Source organism: Solibacillus daqui (assembly GCF_028747805.1).
Classification (GTDB): domain Bacteria; phylum Bacillota; class Bacilli; order Bacillales_A; family Planococcaceae; genus Solibacillus; species Solibacillus daqui.
On record NZ_CP114887.1, the window covers coordinates 294,501 to 311,642 of the forward strand.

Annotated in this window: 18 protein-coding genes and 1 riboswitch; of the genes, 9 read left to right on the forward strand and 9 right to left on the reverse strand. The window is 38.2% G+C overall.

All coding sequences use genetic code 11. The features are described from left to right. The first annotated feature begins 136 nt into the window (after nucleotides 1-136). Together O7776_RS01440 and O7776_RS01445 are read left to right on the forward strand one after the other, a co-directional pair. Nucleotides 137-280 carry a hypothetical protein gene (locus tag O7776_RS01440; protein ID WP_274308888.1) on the forward strand — a complete coding sequence of 48 codons (144 nt, stop codon included), beginning with the start codon at nucleotides 137-139 and terminating at the stop codon, nucleotides 278-280. Between the two features lie 156 nt (nucleotides 281-436). Beyond that, nucleotides 437-1,549 (forward strand): amidohydrolase, encoded by a 1,113-nt coding sequence (locus O7776_RS01445; protein ID WP_241367360.1) that lies wholly within the window; start codon nucleotides 437-439, stop codon nucleotides 1,547-1,549. Nucleotides 1,550-1,773: 224 nt separating this feature from the next. Here O7776_RS01445 and O7776_RS01450 read toward each other — a convergent pair whose 3' ends face one another. After that, nucleotides 1,774-2,481 (reverse strand): Fe-S oxidoreductase, encoded by a 708-nt coding sequence (locus O7776_RS01450; protein WP_274308889.1) that lies wholly within the window; start codon nucleotides 2,479-2,481, stop codon nucleotides 1,774-1,776. A 107-nt stretch (nucleotides 2,482-2,588) separates the two neighbouring features. Between O7776_RS01450 and O7776_RS01455 the strand changes: the two genes are divergently transcribed. Then, entirely contained in the window at nucleotides 2,589-3,017 is a 429-nt protein-coding gene (locus tag O7776_RS01455; protein ID WP_274308890.1) for a DUF4395 domain-containing protein, read from the forward strand. Between the two features lie 331 nt (nucleotides 3,018-3,348). Here the strand turns inward: O7776_RS01455 and O7776_RS01460 are convergent, their stop codons facing one another. The 3 genes from O7776_RS01460 to O7776_RS01470 all read right to left on the reverse strand — a co-directional run bounded on the left by O7776_RS01460 (nucleotide 3,349) and on the right by O7776_RS01470 (nucleotide 6,433). Further along, entirely contained in the window at nucleotides 3,349-4,326 is a 978-nt protein-coding gene (locus O7776_RS01460; protein WP_274308891.1) for a DMT family transporter, read from the reverse strand. 187 nt (nucleotides 4,327-4,513) lie between these two features. Beyond that, nucleotides 4,514-5,740, reverse strand: a complete 1,227-nt coding sequence (pepT, locus tag O7776_RS01465) for a peptidase T (protein ID WP_274308892.1) — start codon at nucleotides 5,738-5,740, stop codon at nucleotides 4,514-4,516. Between the two features lie 45 nt (nucleotides 5,741-5,785). After that, nucleotides 5,786-6,433: a lysoplasmalogenase gene (locus O7776_RS01470; protein ID WP_274308893.1), complete on the reverse strand. Its 648-nt coding sequence runs from the start codon at nucleotides 6,431-6,433 to the stop codon at nucleotides 5,786-5,788. Nucleotides 6,434-6,522: 89 nt separating this feature from the next. Between O7776_RS01470 and O7776_RS01475 the strand changes: the two genes are divergently transcribed. After that, nucleotides 6,523-8,199 (forward strand): hypothetical protein, encoded by a 1,677-nt coding sequence (locus O7776_RS01475; RefSeq protein ID WP_274308894.1) that lies wholly within the window; start codon nucleotides 6,523-6,525, stop codon nucleotides 8,197-8,199. A gap of 19 nt (nucleotides 8,200-8,218) precedes the next feature. Here the strand turns inward: O7776_RS01475 and O7776_RS01480 are convergent, their stop codons facing one another. The 4 genes from O7776_RS01480 to O7776_RS01495 all read right to left on the reverse strand — a co-directional run bounded on the left by O7776_RS01480 (nucleotide 8,219) and on the right by O7776_RS01495 (nucleotide 11,874). After that, nucleotides 8,219-8,653: a hypothetical protein gene (locus O7776_RS01480; protein WP_274308895.1), complete on the reverse strand. Its 435-nt coding sequence runs from the start codon at nucleotides 8,651-8,653 to the stop codon at nucleotides 8,219-8,221. A 193-nt stretch (nucleotides 8,654-8,846) separates the two neighbouring features. Next, the gene (locus O7776_RS01485; RefSeq protein ID WP_274308896.1) at nucleotides 8,847-9,275 is read right to left on the reverse strand and encodes a hypothetical protein; all 429 of its coding nucleotides are present in this window, start codon (nucleotides 9,273-9,275) and stop codon (nucleotides 8,847-8,849) included. A 212-nt stretch (nucleotides 9,276-9,487) separates the two neighbouring features. Continuing rightward, the gene (gene nfsA / locus O7776_RS01490; protein ID WP_274308897.1) at nucleotides 9,488-10,222 is read right to left on the reverse strand and encodes an oxygen-insensitive NADPH nitroreductase; all 735 of its coding nucleotides are present in this window, start codon (nucleotides 10,220-10,222) and stop codon (nucleotides 9,488-9,490) included. 152 nt (nucleotides 10,223-10,374) lie between these two features. Then, nucleotides 10,375-11,874, reverse strand: coding sequence for a DASS family sodium-coupled anion symporter (locus O7776_RS01495; RefSeq protein ID WP_274308898.1), 1,500 nt, complete (start codon nucleotides 11,872-11,874; stop codon nucleotides 10,375-10,377). A gap of 417 nt (nucleotides 11,875-12,291) precedes the next feature. After that, nucleotides 12,292-12,407, forward strand: a riboswitch (SAM riboswitch). A gap of 117 nt (nucleotides 12,408-12,524) precedes the next feature. Here O7776_RS01495 and O7776_RS01500 point away from each other — a divergent pair. The 3 genes from O7776_RS01500 to O7776_RS01510 all read left to right on the forward strand — a co-directional run bounded on the left by O7776_RS01500 (nucleotide 12,525) and on the right by O7776_RS01510 (nucleotide 15,812). Then, nucleotides 12,525-13,817, forward strand: a complete 1,293-nt coding sequence (locus tag O7776_RS01500) for an O-acetylhomoserine aminocarboxypropyltransferase/cysteine synthase family protein (RefSeq protein ID WP_274308899.1) — start codon at nucleotides 12,525-12,527, stop codon at nucleotides 13,815-13,817. Between the two features lie 198 nt (nucleotides 13,818-14,015). Further along, complete coding sequence (locus O7776_RS01505; RefSeq protein ID WP_274308900.1) at nucleotides 14,016-14,414, forward strand: hypothetical protein; 399 nt, start codon at nucleotides 14,016-14,018, stop codon at nucleotides 14,412-14,414. Between the two features lie 411 nt (nucleotides 14,415-14,825). Continuing rightward, entirely contained in the window at nucleotides 14,826-15,812 is a 987-nt protein-coding gene (locus O7776_RS01510; protein ID WP_274308901.1) for a homoserine dehydrogenase, read from the forward strand. Nucleotides 15,813-15,900: 88 nt separating this feature from the next. Here O7776_RS01510 and O7776_RS01515 read toward each other — a convergent pair whose 3' ends face one another. Then, nucleotides 15,901-16,131, reverse strand: a complete 231-nt coding sequence (locus O7776_RS01515) for a DNA-binding protein (RefSeq protein ID WP_274308902.1) — start codon at nucleotides 16,129-16,131, stop codon at nucleotides 15,901-15,903. A gap of 200 nt (nucleotides 16,132-16,331) precedes the next feature. On the opposite strand from O7776_RS01515, the gene O7776_RS01520 reads away from it, so the two are divergent. Beyond that, nucleotides 16,332-17,015, forward strand: coding sequence for a response regulator transcription factor (locus O7776_RS01520; protein ID WP_241368635.1), 684 nt, complete (start codon nucleotides 16,332-16,334; stop codon nucleotides 17,013-17,015). Then, the gene (locus O7776_RS01525; RefSeq protein WP_255731147.1) at nucleotides 17,005-17,139 is read left to right on the forward strand and encodes a hypothetical protein; all 135 of its coding nucleotides are present in this window, start codon (nucleotides 17,005-17,007) and stop codon (nucleotides 17,137-17,139) included. Before O7776_RS01520 ends, O7776_RS01525 begins: the two co-directional genes overlap by 11 nt. Nucleotides 17,140-17,142 lie beyond the last annotated feature (3 nt).

The following is a 17,142-nucleotide window of genomic DNA, read 5'->3' on the forward strand; positions in this document are numbered from 1 at the left end:
TTTGTGGATTGTTCTCTAAATGAGATAGGTTATATAGTTTTTAAGGATCAATTGAGTTTAATGATTGAATTTCATTTCATTTTACTTTATTATTTAAAATAATTAAAAATTCAAACAATTGAAGGGGTGAATGAAAATGAAACAAGCAGCATTGTTAAATTCAACGTTAGAAACCTATTTATTGGATGAGGATTTTGAGTTTGAAGCGCTAGAGCTAGAGGAAACAGAGCAAGTTGAACAGCGTACACAATATCCAAGCGGCTTCTTTTCGGGCCTATAAGGAGTATATAGGCATGATACAACTAAATTTAACGTAGCAGCACTTGTCATAAACAGAGTGCTGCTTTTATTATGCCTATTATTAGGCAACAATAATGCGGCATACGAAGTTTTTGCTGTATACTAAATATAACAAAATTAATTCGAGGTGCAATTCATGTTGGCAGTAAAATCGAGTGAGCAAATGATTTTTGATTGGTTTCAGTATTTCCATGCAAATCCGGAAATTAGCTGGAAAGAAGTGAATACAACAGCGCGACTAGCGGAAATTTTGAGCGAAATGGGTGTTTCAATAAAACGTTTTGATGATGTGACTGGCTTAGTCGCAGAAATTGGTACAGGTAAAGATGTAATTGCGGTTCGTGCGGATATTGATGCACTTTGGCAAGAGGTAGACGGTGTTATGAAAGCTAACCATTCTTGTGGGCATGATGCGAATATTTCAATGGTATTAGGTGCGCTTCACGCATTAAAAGATGAAGTATTAACAAAACGTATTCGCTTTATTTTTCAACCAGCGGAAGAAACAGGCGGTGGTGCGCTAGCGATGATTGAGCGCGGTGTTATGCAAGATGTGACTCATTTATTTGGTGTGCATTTACGTCCACAAGAGGAGTTGCCACTTGGTAAAATCGCACCGGCAATTTATCACGGGGCCGCTGCATTTTTAGGTGGTACGATTTCAGGAGCAGATGCGCATGGGGCTCGCCCACATCAAGGCAATAATGCCATAGAGGTAGTTGTGGCGATTCAACAAATGCTTAAAAACATTCATATTGATCCGTTTGAAGTGTATTCGGCAAAATTAACGAAAATTGTTGCTGATGGGGGCAGTGTAAACATTATTCCAGGTAACGCAAGCTTCTCAATCGATGTACGTGCGCAAAAAAATGAAATATTAGCGCAAGTACAGCAATATATAGATAGAGGGCTGAAGCAAATCGCAGGGATGTTCCACATTGATATTGAATGGGATTGGCAAGACGTGACACCGGGTGCGGAAGTGTCAATAGAAGCGGCGGCAGTAGCCGAGCGTGCTATTGTTGAATCGTTAGGTGAGTCGTATTTAGCACCAGCAGTTGTAACGCCTGGTAGTGATGATTTCCACTTCTATACAATCAAGAACCCGCAGTTAAAAGCGACGATGATCGGCGTAGGAGCAAACTTAGAGCCAGGATTACATCACCCTAAAATGACATTCAATGCCCAAGCTTTATTAGACGGGGCTAAAGCAGTAGCCGCAACATTAAAAATGATGGCAACAAAATAATAGATACGTTAATGGAGTTGTGTAAAACGAAATAACCTTTTACACAGTGCGTCCCATATTTATTTAAAATCCGATTTAAGCAGCTTTTCGTGGTGGTTACAAGTAAAAAACGAATGCTAAAAACGTCACGTCCTGTGACTACTCATTCATGACCACCTTTTTACTAGCATAATTCTTCAGAGCAAAGTGAGTGTCCCAAAAGTGATTCTGGGACACTCACTTTATTATTTAATCGGACAAAAGCCACAAGCCATTAAGCCAGGGATATCTTTTGAGAAGCAGCAGCTTTTACGAACTGGTTGATTTATTAGCGCAGATGGACTTTTGCCACCTGTGTAATTTAAGAATAATGATTTATCTGAGAAGTAACGCCATACATTTTTTTCTTCTAACATATCTAAATCCTCAAATGCACGGTCTGCCAAAGCCGGCTTGGCAAGTAATGTGTGGAAATGCCACAGCATATAACCAAAAATATTTTCCCACAATATTAAAGGAGAAATTGATGTCGTTTTGCGTAATTGCCCGATGACTACGGACGTTTTATATAAAACATCTGACATAACACGCTCACGTTCATCATCTTCTACATAGCGAAAATCATTTGGATTGATGTACATGCCGAGCGTATGTATGCCGAATTCAGGAACCATTGCAAAACGTAAATCTTCGGGCTTTCCATCCCAAACTTCATCGTAGGTTGTGAGCATATAAAACTGCATTGCCACAAACATACCGTAGCGACGACCAAAATGAGAAATCGCCGCTGCCTCTGTTGCAGCATTTGTAATACCCATCATTAAATTAAGAAAATCTGTTAAATAAAAATCTTTATGCAAATTCGCTAATGTAAAAAGCGGACGCTGCGGTTCTTCGGTAAAAATACTATATGAATTTAATTGACGTACTTGATCGTATGAAAGTGCAGGCACTAAAATCACCTTTTCTAAAATTAGTTAACCTTACTATAACATTTCTCTTCACAAACGCGTGAAAAAACGTTAAACTAAATAAAACATATAAGAAAGGTTGGTTTTGTATGCCGAAACCGATTTCGATTCCGCGACCTTTAGTTCGTGTCAATCAATGGACCATTTTTATTTCGGTTGTTTTAACATGGATTACAGGGCAGTACTGGCTTTTAACGATTCCTTTAGTGGCTAATCTACTTGGTGTTTTAACTGGATTTAATCCGATTATGCGTATTGCCAAGCTTTTTTTAACGAAGGAAATAAAATCATATATTCCAGAAGATATCGGGCAACAAAAATTTAATGCAACAATTGCCTGTGTATGTTTAGCGGGTGGGCTATTAGGATTTTTGCTAGATATATCAGTAATAGCTTATAGTTTTACCATTATGGTAGGACTTGCGTCATTTATTGCAATTCTAGGTTTTTGTATTGGGTGCTTCCTTCATTTTCAACTGAAGCAATTTCAATATCGTAACTTCTTAAAAAATTCTTAAAAAAGTATAGAAATTGTATTGACAGTGATAGTGATAATCATTATCATATAAGGTATAGCAAGAGCTTATTTGTAATTCAGTACAAGTAAGTCCTGAGCTAACCTACTTTTCTCCAGGAGTAAGTTAGCTTAGGTATAACATTCTAAACCCCCTCATTTAGAGTGTAGTTTGACTTTGTTCAGACTTGAGTTTTTCACCCTTTATATTTTTCTTCAAAGTTGTACTTCCTGTTTGGAAGACCTTTTCCCGTATCTTGCATAGATGCGGGATTTTTTATTATGACTAGCTTCGTGCTAGCCTCCATCATCGGCGAAATGGGTCTACCCCAGAATTACTTCTCGGGCAGACCCGTTTTTGTGATAGCGAGCTGTTTTTTACTTTCGAGTATTGTATGGTAACTATGTAGTAACATCCCGATAATAATGACTGTTAAGCCCGCTAATGCAATTGGCTGTGGTAAAGGTACGCTTAGTAATACCATTTCTCCAATCATCGCAAATAGCACTTCAGTTGATTGCGTTGCTTCAACGGCTGCCAGTTTGCCTTGGTTATGTCGTACACGGTCCGTCGCAATGAAAAACAATACCGTCGCAATAACACCTGAAGACACTGCAACGAGTAATGATTGAAATACTTGGTTGGAAGAGGGGACACCTACTGTCAACAATGCATAAATTGCAAGAATAATCCAAGCAGGAAGCGAAGCAATGGTCATACCAAGTACTCGCTGAAACGGATCTACACGTCCGCCACACAGTTCCATCATTTTACGATTCCCTAGAGGATAAGCAAAAGCCGCAACGACAACCGGTAAAATTCCAAGGAGTAGACTTTTGGTTGAAACGCTTTGTGCTTGTGGTATTTGAATCATTAAAATACCGATTAAAATAATGCTCGAGATGCCAAGTGAAATGAGCGGGATTTTGGCACGAATGGATTGACCAGCAATGACTGTTACAAAAAGTGGGGCAAGTAGCACACCAGCCACAATCGTAAATTGCCATGTACCTGATACGAGCCATCCCGGTCCAAACGCTGCTGCGAACGTTAGTGGTGCGTAAAATAGTACGAAACCAACAAAACTCCAAATCACCCAAGCCCATGGATGTTGCTTCATCTCAGAAGTCATGATACGAAAACCATTATTTCCACGTATTGCGACGATAGCAATTAAAAACGGTAGCATAAAGAAATACCGTAGTGAGGAGCTCCATAACCAACTGCCACCCTCAAGCTCCATCGAATGATTTAATACGAATGTTACAGCAAAAAACAGTGCTGCTAAAATCCCGATTAATATTTCCTTCATACTGCACCTCGCTTCATATTGTGAATTTTCTGATAATATTGTATAAAAAAACGGAGTGAAAATAAAGTCTAAAAAATTTTTTAGACTTTATTTTTGCGCCGAGGAGAGTAAAATACATATTTTACTCCCCGCAGAAGCACCTTATTTAATTGTTTGCCGATACAAAGCAGTATTCGGGTTTTCGTTTTTAGTTACGTTTCTCGAATAACTGAACGATTTCGATAATAACCTCTGTTGCTTTTTCCATCGTTTCGCCCGATACGAACTCATATTTTCCGTGCATGTTTTCGCCACCAGCGAAGATGTTTGGTGTTGGCAAGCCCATGTAAGAAAGTTGTGACCCGTCTGTTCCGCCACGGATTGGTTCAACAATTGGCGTAATATCAAATTTCGCAAATGCCTCTTTTACGATATCCACGATTTCCATAACTGGCTCGATTTTTTCACCCATATTGTAATATTGGTCGTCAATTTGTACTGTAATCGTGTCTTCACCGTATTTTGCTTGCATATCTTGACCGACTTTTGCCATGTATGCTTTTTTCTCTTCGAATTTCGCGCGGTCATGGTCACGGATAATGTAAGACATTGTTGATTCTTCAATGCCTCCATCAAAATGCATTAAGTGAATGAACCCTTCGTAGCCATCTGTTTTTTCAGGAACCGCATCTTTTGGCATTGCGTTTTGGAATTCGATAGCTTTTGTAATTGAGTTTACCATTTTGTCTTTTGCAGAGCCTGGGTGAATGTTAGTGCCACGTGTTGTTACTTTTACGCCTGCCGCATTGAAGCTTTCGAATTGTAACTCACCAAGTGGGCCGCCATCCATTGTATACGCATAGTCAGCGCCAAACTGTGCTACGTCGAATTTGTGTGGGCCACGACCGATTTCTTCATCTGGTGTGAAGGCAACACGAATTTTACCATGTTTAATTTCAGGATTGTTCACTAGGAACTCCATTGCTGTCATAATTTCAGCAATACCGGCTTTGTCGTCTGCACCTAACAATGTATTGCCGTCTGTTGTGATTAACGTTAGGCCTACATAATTTTTTAAATTTGGGAAGTAGTCAGGTGACATCACCAAACCATTTTTTAATGTAATTGCTTCACCGTCATAGTTGTCGATACGTTGAGGCTGAACGTTTGTACCAGTGTAATCTGTTGTTGTATCAACATGCGCTAAAAAGCCGATTGTTGGTACGTTTTTATCTGTGTTTGCTTCTAATGTTGCGAAAAGGTAACCGTTTTCATCTAATGTAATGTCTGTTAAACCGATTTCAGCTAATTCATCTTTTAAAACATGTAATAAATCAAATTGTTTCATTGTTGATGGTGTAGTTTCTGAGTTGAAATCTGATTGTGTGTCGATTTTTGCATAGCGTACTAAGCGCTCAATAACTTTTTCTTTCATATGAAAAAGGCCTCCTAAATAGATAGTACTTTTATTGTACACTCTTTATTTCGGTTTTTGAACTATTTTGAAATATTGTGAAATACTTAGCATGAACAAAAATTGTGCGCCGTAATAAGTAAACATAATTAGTTCATGTGAATATGGAACGGCGAACATAAATTTGTTGATTGCTAAAATAGAATCCGACGTAATAAACAGTAGTGCGCCGGCAATCGCCAAAGAACTACCTGTTCGAAACGATGTCCACCCCATCATTAAAATGACCAACATGTATGCGACAACGGCAATTGCCAAAACAGTATCACCATTTTTAAAGATAGAACCAGCGATCCAGGTAAGCATGAAAAGTCCATACGCGCCTAAAAGGATTTTTACGTAAGTTGGTGTTGTACTGACGCCGGTTGATCGAAAGGCAAAGATATAAAAAACATGCCCAATTAAGAAAAAGCTAAGCCCGATAATAAACCACTGCAACGTATAGTCGCCAATCGCACAAAAGATGAGCCCAATTGAGATGAGCCAATAATAAGGCGTTTTCAATGGTACTTTTGTAGAAAAGGCAAGACCAATAAGCAGTACCATCGGAATGAGTTTAAATACCATTTTTAATGAGGCGTCGATTGATTCAAAAAAGAATACATAATAGAAGCCAAAGCCTAAAAAAAATAAAATAAGTAGTTTTCTTGTCATATTTTTCCCCCTGGAATTCCTGATTTTCTATTGTTTATGAATCTTTTTTTTCGGTTATTCGTAAATAGTACATAGAGAGGATGATTTAGATGGGACAATTATTTTTGATAACCGCGATTGGCTCACTAGCAATGACGCTACTATTAGTGCCGTTTTCGAAAAAAATTCGCAATAAAGAATTATCGACTAAAGTAGTTTCTATTAGTACAGTAATTGTATTTATTGTAAGTTTTATTTCGCTTTTTGTAACTGTTTATATTTCAAAAATTGATTTATCGTGGACAATTTTTTTATATTTGTTGCCTGTAGTGGCACTATGCGGTGCAATTATTGCAGTTGGTATAGAACAAAAAGTGAAATCGTTTTTTGTTTTAGTGGGAATTATCGGCATAGGCTATTTAGTTTCAGCGCCATTTTTAAATGCGGAAGACAAATACAATTCGGCTGAAATGGAAGAACAAACGGAAATTGCACCGTTTGATGAAACGAAAACTCCAGCGAGTGTACCACCACAATTTGTGAAAAATAAAATGAAAAAAGCGTTTGGTCAAGTGCCAAATACAAGTTATTACGAGTTAGGGAATTTACAAATTCAAAAGGTAAATGGTGCGTATGTTTATATTGCGCCGGTTGAATTTTCTGGTTTCTTTAAATGGTTCAACGGTAAAACAACACCGGGTTACTTCACGATGAGCGCGACGGATTCTAGTGATAATCCAAAGTTTGTTAAACAAGAGATGAGCTATATTCCGTCAGCATTTTTAAACAAAAACTTAGAGCGTCATATGCGTTTACAGTATCCATCATTAATTTTCAATGGTGATCCACAACTTGAAATTGATGAGGGCGGTAAACCTTACTACATCCGTTCTTATGGTGAATTTATTTCAGCCCGTAACGGTTTTGATGTAAAAGGGGTTGTATTAGTAGATGCTGCGTCAGGTAATACAGAAAAACTTGCATTAGCAGATGTGCCGGAATTTATTGATGGCGCGGTATCACCAGAAACAGTCAGCCTACAAAATAGTTACTACGGGAATTATGTGCATGGTTTCTGGAATAGCTTAGTTGGCAAAAAAGATGTAAAAGTTCCAAGTGATGAAGGAACAGAGGCAAATGTAAGCCCAATCTTTATGGAAGACGGCGAAATGTACTATTTCACGGATTTCACAAGCCCAAAAGAGGGCGTTGATTCGATGCTTGGCTATGCGCTGACAAATGCCCGAACAGGTCAAGCAACATATTATACAGGTAACTTAGAGGAGTCCTACATGGATTCACAGGGAGCGCTTGATATTATCGAGAAGAAGTTCGTGGAAAAAGAATGGGAAGGCGAAATGCCGATTCTCTATAATTTCTATGGTGAAGCGAGCTGGTTATCAGCTGTATTAGATGCGAATGGATTCTTACAAAACTATTTCATTGTATCAGCTGCAAATCCTGAAATTTCAGCGTATGGTACGACACCAAATGAAGCTTTAAAGCTGTATAAAACAGCGCTTAGCCGCGGTGGCAGTACAGTCGATGGTACGTCAAATGCAGAAGAAGCAAAGGCAACGGTTGAAGTAGTACGTGTATATAAAGAACGTGTGGGGGATTTCACCATTGTGTCATTTCTAACGAAAACAGGTGAAAACTTCATCGTTAGCTCAGAAGTCTCACCATTTGCGATTTATTTACAAGAGGGCGATAAAGTAGCAATCACCTACGCAAAAACAGGTGAGGACTTCCAACCTGTAAAAGTATTGCAAATTGAAGGATTATAACAAAAAGGAGAACGCAATTTTAGCGTTCTCCTTTTATTTTTTCAAAATCCATAATATGATCAAGCATTTTCGTGCGACGCATTTCGATATGTTCGTTTGAATATAGCGTAATTTTCAGGAACTTTTGACGTTGTTCTTCCAAAATACTACGGGCATTTTTATACAATTCGGCAGGCTCACGATCTAAAATATATTTTAAATGGAAGAGTTGCATTAGTGCCACTTCAGGGTCTTCTAAATTGCATACAAATTTGATGTTCCAAACATGTGTATGTGAAATATATTGATTCACATAACCAGTTGCTGCTTCGTATTTGATTTCGTCGATGTGTGGTGCGAGCTGCTGGTGGACGTCTTTTAGTGCTGTATTAATATCGACAATTTGTAAGGATAGCTTGCGTACAGATTTTAAATGCTGACGCTCCATTGATTTCGCTACAAAACTTGAATTCATTTGAAATCCTCCCGTCAGTTTGTAAGAATATTGTATCAATAAAAAGAGAAAAAGTTTTAGGTACAATAGATTGAATTATTTACTTAAATTTCATATTTTCTATAAGGCGCTATATAAAAAGAACGATAGAAACCCTTTTATTAGAATAATTTAACTTGCATCAGCAAATTCTTTTTGTACCAAAAACGAAGCGTCAGGTACACAAGTCCTCTACTTTTGGTTCAAAGTTATGAATGTAGTCGAGCATTTTTACTTCTCGTAATTTTAGCTGCTCATCAGAGTAAAGTGTAATACGACGAAACTTATGAGTTAACTCCTCTAAATTAGAGCGGATTGATTGATGTAGGTGAGCAGGCTCGGAAGCTAAAATGAATTTCAAATGGAAGAGTTGCATTAGGGCTACTTCAGGATTTTCTAGATTATTAGCAAATTTCAGATCCCAAATATGTGTATGCGAGATATATTGGTTTGCATAGGATGTGATGGCTTCGTATCTCGTCTCATCAATATGTGGTGCGATATGATCGTGCAGTACTTTTAAATTTTCATTAAGAGTAGCGATTTGTAAAGGATATCTGCGGATAGTTTTTAAATGTGATTTTGATGTAATACTGATGCCCATTATAAATCACTCCCTTATTATTATATGAAAGATGCTTCGTGTAATAGATAGATTGTTATATATAATGTTGGATGCATTATGTATATAAATAACTATGATTTTTGGTTCTATTGTAATGTTGCTATTATATGCATTTATTAAAATAGAATCAATCCTTTAAGAAATAAAAAAAGATACACCGTTTCATGTTGAAAGGGTGTACCCAAAAAATATTATTTCCAAGTGAAGCCTTTTGACGCTAAGAATTCTTTAATGAATGGGCGTTTTTGATCAATTAAGAAATCAGCCATTTGTTTTGTCCATGTTGCCATTTTTTGATTTGATGAACGACTTGCATAGTAGTTTTCCATCGTTGCATCGTATTCAGCAAGTAGTGTGTCGTATTTTTCAACGTCATAGCTATTTTCGTGAAGTACAGCATCTACTGGTAAACGTGGTTTTGTTTCGTTACGTTTTGTTGGCGTACCAATCGTCATTGCAAATAGAGGGAAAACATATTCTGGTAAGTTGAATAGCTCGCTAATTTCTTTTGGGTTTGTACGTGCACCCCCGATGTAGCAAATGCCGTAGCCTAATGCTTCAGCTGCCACAACAAAGTTTTGCGCGAATAATGATACGTCCGCAACCCCAACAAGTACGTTTTCAGCAGAATCTGCTACGATGTCGACACCGTGCATTTTACCTGCAACTTGCAAGCGTTTAAAGTCTACGCAAAATAGGAACGATGCACCAGCTGTTCCGAATTGAAATTCATTTTTTGATAGTTCGCCGAGTTTTTTCTTTTTGTCTTCGTCTGTTACCCAAATGACGCTATATGCTTGAACAAAGTGTGAGCTTGCTGCCATTTGAGCTGTTTCGATTAAATCGATAACGGTTTCCTTTGAAATTTGCTCGCCTGTATATTTACGAACAGATGAGTGACTGCGTAATAATTCTCTAGTTTCCACGTGAACATCTCCCTTGTATGTAATATTAGAAAGATACATTATGCATGATATTGGCGCATGAATGTTGTTCTTTCGTATGTCGCTAATACGACAAAAAGCTTAAAGGAATTTTCCTTTAAGCCTATTTTAGTCAATTTTAAGGTTGAAGTCGATTACAACAACCCGATCCATTTCCAGTAAGTCGCACTGAAAATTAAAATTAAGATGAAGCCGAAAATTGTTAACGGAAGCCCTGATTTTAAGAAATCCTTCGTTGTAAACGTCCCTGTACCGTAAGCCAGCATGTTTTGCGGCGCACTTACTGGTAATAAGAAACCGAAGCAAATAACGAATTGTTGAATAATAACGAAGCCAATTTGGTTTTCAACAGGCATTGGTAAACTCAATGCTAATGCGATAAATACCGGAATTAACGCAGAAGCTAAACTGGTTGCTGAGGCGAAACCTAAGTGAATAATAATGTTAAACACTGTAACTAATGCGATCGTTGCTAAAATTGGCATTGTATCTAAGCCTAGTGAACCGAAAATTGTATCTGACAGCCAAGCAGCACCTTTTGTATTTAATAACGTAGAGCCTAAAGAAATACCTACTGCGAATACGATTAATGTACCCCAGTCAATGCGGCTAGAGGCTTCCTGCCAGTTGAATACACCTACTTTAGGAGTTAATAAAAAGGCAATCGCGACAATCGTAATTGTTGTTGTATCGAATGGGTGTAGCTTTCCTTCAGTAGACCAGAAGAATAGTAAAACTAAAGTTGTAATAATTAATGTGATTTCTTTACGTTTTAGTGGTCCAAGTTCCACTAACTGTTGGCGGATAACGTCTTTCCCACTTGCGATATTGTCTGTTTCAGGTTTGATTAGTTTAATCATAACGAAGAATAACACAACCGACATGATAGCGGAGAATGGCGCGGCATACATGAACCATTCGCTCCATGTAATATCGACACCGAATTCAGATTTAATGAAGCCCAGTGCAACTAAGTTTTGCGCAGCTGCCGTTTTAATCCCAATGTTCCAAATTGAAACGGCTTGTGTTGCTGTGATAACTAATAGTGCAGCAAGCTTACTTTCCTTTGTTAAGCCGAATGCTGCTACAATTCCTAATAAAATTGGAACAACTGCACCAGCACGAGCTGTAGCACTCGGTACTACGAATGCTAATGCAATCGCTACTAAAATTGCACCAAATACTAACGCATTTGTTTTCGTGCCAACCATTGATAAAATCCACAGCGCGATACGTTTATGTAAGTTTGTAATTTGCATAGCGGCTGCTAAGAATAGCGCAACCCCTACTAATGCTACAGCAGAGTTACTAAATCCACCTAAAGCCAGTTTAAGTGCATTACTTGTCCCCATTTGAACAGATGGATCTTCCATACTTGGCGCTAAGCCTAGTAATACAGCGATTAGTGCTAAAATCATCGCGGAACTTACTGGGTATGACACCGCCTCGGTTACCCATAAAATAACGGCAAATGCTAAAATAGCTAAAGCACGTTGACCTACAACTGGTAAGTCCCCCCCGTTTGGAATTAGCACAATGATGATGAGCGCAGCAAATGCTAATGCAATCCAAAATGGTTTTAAATTACGTTTTTGCTCAGTGTTGTTTGCCCCTTTTTCTGTTACTGTTGCCATATAAATTGCCTCCTTTTATTATATTTATTTTCCATAAAATAATAATTTTTCGACCAAGAAAATTTCTTGGCATAAAGACATGACAATGCAACTTTTATAAACATATTAGTGTTAGATTAATAAGAATGCTGTAAACAAAAGTGTTTGTCATCTTTAATTATAGCGATATTTTACAGTTGGTATTGTTAATATTTGGTGAATTTAATTATTTTAAAATAAGTATATATTCTCCTAATTAACAATTCTGAATAGCAAATTAGGTGTGTTAATTAGAAAATATTTGAAATTAATAGCGAGAGAGTGAAGCGTTATGAAATGAACAAAATATAAAAATCAGAAAATTTATAAATTTTGTGTTGACGAATGGAATTACTCTGTCTTATACTGTGAAACAACGATGGAACATAAATCACATAACTCTTATCAAGAGCGGCTGAGGGAATAGGCCCTATGAAAGCCCAGCAACCAGTGAGTGATGAACTGACTAAGGTGCTACGTCCTACAAAATGAACAATCATTTTGACAGATAAGAGGAGGTTAATTTGCTCATTTGCAACCCCTCTTCTTAACTGAAGAGGGGTTTTTTACTTTTAAACCCCTCCTCAAAATACACCGATTTCACCATCGAAATTATTTTAGGAGGTATTGTAATGACAAGCTTACGACCAGAAACATTATTATTACACGGAGGCCAAAAGCCAGATCCTGTAACAGGTGCAATTGCTGTACCGGTTTATCGTACAACGGCTTATGCATTCAAAGACACAGCTCATGCGCAACGTCTTTTTGCATTAGAAGAGCCAGGTAACATTTACTCTCGTATTATGAACCCAACAGTAGGTGCGTTTGAAGAGCGTGTAGCGTTATTAGAAGGCGGAGCAGCGGCAGTAGCACTTTCATCTGGTGCAGCAGCAGTAGCGTTTTCCATTTTAAATTTAGCTGGTGCGGGTGATGAAATCGTTGCAGCGGGCTCACTTTACGGAGGTACGTATAATTTATTTGCAACAACATTACCTCGCTACGGGATTACAGTGAAGTTTGTCGATGAATCAGACCCAGAAAACTTCCGTGCAGCTATTACAGAAAAAACAAAAGCGGTATACGCAGAAATTATCGGTAATCCAAGTTTAAAAGTATTAGATATTGAAGCAGTAGCAAATATTGCACACGAAAACGGTCTACCATTATTAATCGATAGCACATTTGCTTCGCCATATGGTAGTAATCCAATTGAGTTTGGCGCGGATGTTGTCATTCATTCGGCAACAAAATGGATTGGTGGTCACGGTACAACAATTGGTGGAATTGTTGTTGATGCGGGTAAATTTGACTGGACGCAAGGGAAACACCCAGGTTATACAGAGCCTGATACATCTTATCACGGAATTCGTTATGGAATTGACACAGCAGCGGCTGCATTTGCGACAAAGCTTCGTGTACAATTACTGCGCGATTTTGGTCCAACCTTATCAGCAGACGCGGCATTCAACTTCTTACAAGGACTAGAAACGCTTCATTTGCGTATTGTCCGTCATAACGAAAACACGCAAAAAGTAGCCGAGTACTTAAAAAACCACCCATTTGTGGAATATGTAAATTACAATGGCTTCGAAGATTTTGCTACGCATGATTTAGCGAAGAAATATTTAAAAAATGGCTTCGGCTCAATCATTACATTCGGCATTAAAGGTGGACGTGAAGCAGGGCGCCAAGTGATTGATAACGTAGAATTATTCTCACACGTAGCAAACGTAGGGGATGCACGTTCATTAATTATTCACCCAGCAAGTACAACACATCAGCAGCTATCTGCTGAAGAATTAAAAATCGCTGGCGTATCAGAGGAGCTCATTCGCTTATCAATCGGTCTAGAAGCAGCAGAAGATATTATCGCAGATTTAGAGCAAGCGTTAGCAAAGGTAGCAGTAGCTGTAAACGCTTAATAATCGATAGCCCATTTACTTCGCCATATTAATAGTAGAAACTCGCTTGTTATTTCCCATTCGAAAAACAAGCGAATTTTCAAAAAAATCAATCCCTACTAACTTAATAAGTTTTATTGACAACTCTAAAACCAAGTAATACAATAGGAATAAATATAATTGTTAATTTGGAAATTAAAAGAAAAGGAGTTGTTTAATATGGGAAAAGTATTTAGTGCACAAAACGTTGCTGCTTACATAATCTATGAATTAAATGAAGTAAAGGAATTCGTGAACGCTTGTTCAATCCAACAAATTTTGGCGGATGTAGATTCGATGTGGCAAAGCGTTTTTGGGCATCATGCTTTTTCAGAAACAACTCACGATTTTCAAAAATCCGGCTATACTGTAAAAGAAGTAGCAGATGAATATATAGAACATGGTAAAGCACATATTTTAGCGCCAGCGAAAGAATGGTTTTTAAAATATGGCGAGTTCCAATTAGTGCAACGCCCATATGCAATGCCTAATTTTTCGATTAAAGAGGAGATCGTTATGCGTAAAATTTTATCTGCTTATCGTTTACGTACTTACAATTTCGTAAACGTTGCAGTTTAACTTGATACAGTGGGGTTCAAACCCCGACTGAATAGGGGAACTCAGGCTAAGAACGCCGCGTCGTGCGGCAATGCCTAAGTGACCAACATCGTGTTGGCCCAAGCCCCGGCGGATGTCACAGATTTTTTAGAGGAGTTTTTCAAGTGAACTTGAAAAAAATCTGGACGCAATTACGCCTAGGCGTAATTGATAATATCCCTAAGACATTGGTAGGTCCCCCTTACCAATGTTTTTTTATTACTAGTATGAAATAAGATTTGAATGATTAATGACTTTTTAGAGAAAACAAATGTCTTTCTAGGAGAGATTTTTCTTGTTTTCATGTATTATATAGGATAGAATTTCTTTAAGAAAAATTATTTGAATTATTCGTTAATATAGTGTGTTTTTTGAATTTGGAGGAGAAAGGCAATGGCAACAATCAAGGCAGCCATCTTAGGATTTGGCACAGTAGGTCAAGGGATTTATCATATATTAAATGAAAAGAGGCAGGAGCTCCGCGAAAAGTTAGGTGTTGAGCTAGAGGTAGCGAAAATTTTAGTAACAGACGCTAGCCGTGAACGCGTACCAGGCACAAAGCATTTAATGACAGAATCAATGGACGAGGTTTTAGCAGAGAAGGGCCTACAAGTTGTGTTCGAGGCGATTGTCAATGAAGAGCCAGCATACGGTTATTTAAAACGTGCTGTGGAAGCAAAATGCCATGTCATTACAGCCAACAAAGTAATGTTTGCAAAGCGCGGAGAAGAATTAGAGGCTTTAGCAAAAGCAAATGGTGTGTTCGTAGGATTCGAAGCATCAGTAGCTGGCGGGGTGCCGATTATTAAAACGATGAAAAATATTCTACTTGTAAACGATGTTAGTCGCGTACAAGGGATTTTAAATGGTACGACAAACTACATTTTAACCAAAATGCGTGCAGAGGGCTGGGGCTTTGAAAACGCGCTAAAAGAAGCACAACGCTTAGGTTATGCAGAGGCTGATCCATTTAACGATGTTTCAGGTCAAGATGCATTCAAAAAACTGATGATTTTATCGAGCTTAGCGTTCGGCGAGCAGCCAAATTGGGCAGATGTTGAAGTTATCGGGATTGATACGATCTCATTAGAGCAAGTAGCAGAGGCAACGGCAAAAGGTTTACGCTACCGCCATGTTGCTGAAGTGGAAAAGTTAGAAGATGGCACAATTCAAGCAAAAGTTGCGCCGCTACTAGTGGATAAAAATCACCCGCTTTACCCGGTGGACGACGTGTTTAACGCCGTAGCGATGGAAACAAATTATATTGGGACATTATCAATCACTGGTCCAGGTGCAGGTATGTATCCAACAGCGAGTGTGATGGTAGAGGACTACGCGGAAATCATCGGTAAGCGTGCGGGATTTACCGTAACGATTTAACTTCCTTCAGAAAAAGCGAGTTAAGAGCGTGGTATAATTGATTTAGAAAAGCGAACTCAATGGCGAGTTCGCTTTTTTCATATGTCTATTAGTCCTCGTCTTTTACATCCATATCTTCAGGAATCGGTGTATTGCGCCAAATCTCAATCTCTTCTTTAATGCGTTCTAATTGTTCGTGGTATGTGTCAAACTGAGCGCTATTAATTAAAAAGTTTTCACCATCATGAACAGCTTTAATGCGCCCTTCGTAAATATATTTCATAATTTGATACTCGGGCATACCGATATCCTTTGCTGTTGCTTCAATTGATTTATACATGTGATGGTCGCCTCCTTTTAATTGCTGTTATTATTCATTATAATCGCATTTTAAACAATCTGCATCTGGATGCGTTTTTTAGATAAAATGTGTTTAGAATAAATATAAAATCTTAAGAATTTCTTCAGAATTTCCATAGCCAGTTGTTAAGAACTGTACCATATTATTAAAGTATAAGAAAAAGTGGAGAGGTGAGCTTGATGAGTCAACTAACGGTGCTTGTAACGGATGATGATAAAGATATTCGTGACGGTATTGAAATTTATTTGAAAAATGAAGGTTATCATGTATTAAAGGCAGCAGATGGGCTAGAGGCAATCGAGCTATTGGAAAAAAACGAAGTCCATTTAATTATTTTAGATATTATGATGCCAAAAATGGACGGGATTACGGCGACCTTTAAAATTCGAGCAGAGCGTAATATTCCGATTATTATGTTGAGTGCAAAGGTCGAGCAGACGGACAAAATTCACGGTCTATCGGTTGGGGCGGATGATTATATTACAAAACCATTCCATCCATTAGAACTAATGGCGCGTGTGAAATCTCAGCTTCGTCGCTATGTAGATTTAGGGACATTTGGTGAAACACAAGGTGTCGAAGGGCTTGAGCTTGATGTAGCGGCACGTGAGGTGAAAGTAGACGGAGAGCCAGTGAAGCTAACACCGACGGAATATAAAATTACCGAGCTGCTATTAAAAAATGCAGGCCGTGTTTTTTCAATCGGTGAAATTTATGAGCTTGTGTGGAATGAGCCAGCGTATAATGCCGAAAATATTGTGGCCGTACATATCCGAAAAATCCGCGAAAAAATCGAAGCCAATCCGAAAAATCCACGCTATTTAAAAGTCGTGTGGGGCTTAGGTTATAAAATTGAAAAATAAGGGATTGTCTTGGATTGGCGGAATTGCGGCGATTATTGGCGTGTATTATCTCGGCTCGTATTTAATTGATTATTTAACGGAACGCTTCGTACCATTAGTGAAGCAGTTTCTATACTTTTTATAAGGA

Excerpts from the sequence above, each read along its gene's own strand:
- O7776_RS01485 (WP_274308896.1), bottom strand. The coding sequence starts at position 9,275 with ATGGGCATCAGTATTACATCAAAATCACATTTAAAAACTATCCGCAGA.
- O7776_RS01505 (WP_274308900.1), top strand. The coding sequence starts at position 14,016 with ATGGGAAAAGTATTTAGTGCACAAAACGTTGCTGCTTACATAATCTAT.
- O7776_RS01510 (WP_274308901.1), top strand. The coding sequence starts at position 14,826 with ATGGCAACAATCAAGGCAGCCATCTTAGGATTTGGCACAGTAGGTCAA.
- O7776_RS01445 (WP_241367360.1), top strand. The coding sequence starts at position 437 with ATGTTGGCAGTAAAATCGAGTGAGCAAATGATTTTTGATTGGTTTCAG.
- O7776_RS01500 (WP_274308899.1), top strand. The coding sequence starts at position 12,525 with ATGACAAGCTTACGACCAGAAACATTATTATTACACGGAGGCCAAAAG.
- O7776_RS01495 (WP_274308898.1), bottom strand. The coding sequence starts at position 11,874 with ATGGCAACAGTAACAGAAAAAGGGGCAAACAACACTGAGCAAAAACGT.
- O7776_RS01515 (WP_274308902.1), bottom strand. The coding sequence starts at position 16,131 with ATGTATAAATCAATTGAAGCAACAGCAAAGGATATCGGTATGCCCGAG.
- O7776_RS01480 (WP_274308895.1), bottom strand. The coding sequence starts at position 8,653 with ATGAATTCAAGTTTTGTAGCGAAATCAATGGAGCGTCAGCATTTAAAA.
- O7776_RS01455 (WP_274308890.1), top strand. The coding sequence starts at position 2,589 with ATGCCGAAACCGATTTCGATTCCGCGACCTTTAGTTCGTGTCAATCAA.
- pepT (WP_274308892.1), bottom strand. The coding sequence starts at position 5,740 with ATGAAAGAAAAAGTTATTGAGCGCTTAGTACGCTATGCAAAAATCGAC.
- O7776_RS01440 (WP_274308888.1), top strand. The coding sequence starts at position 137 with ATGAAACAAGCAGCATTGTTAAATTCAACGTTAGAAACCTATTTATTG.
- O7776_RS01460 (WP_274308891.1), bottom strand. The coding sequence starts at position 4,326 with ATGAAGGAAATATTAATCGGGATTTTAGCAGCACTGTTTTTTGCTGTA.
- O7776_RS01470 (WP_274308893.1), bottom strand. The coding sequence starts at position 6,433 with ATGACAAGAAAACTACTTATTTTATTTTTTTTAGGCTTTGGCTTCTAT.
- O7776_RS01520 (WP_241368635.1), top strand. The coding sequence starts at position 16,332 with ATGAGTCAACTAACGGTGCTTGTAACGGATGATGATAAAGATATTCGT.
- O7776_RS01475 (WP_274308894.1), top strand. The coding sequence starts at position 6,523 with ATGGGACAATTATTTTTGATAACCGCGATTGGCTCACTAGCAATGACG.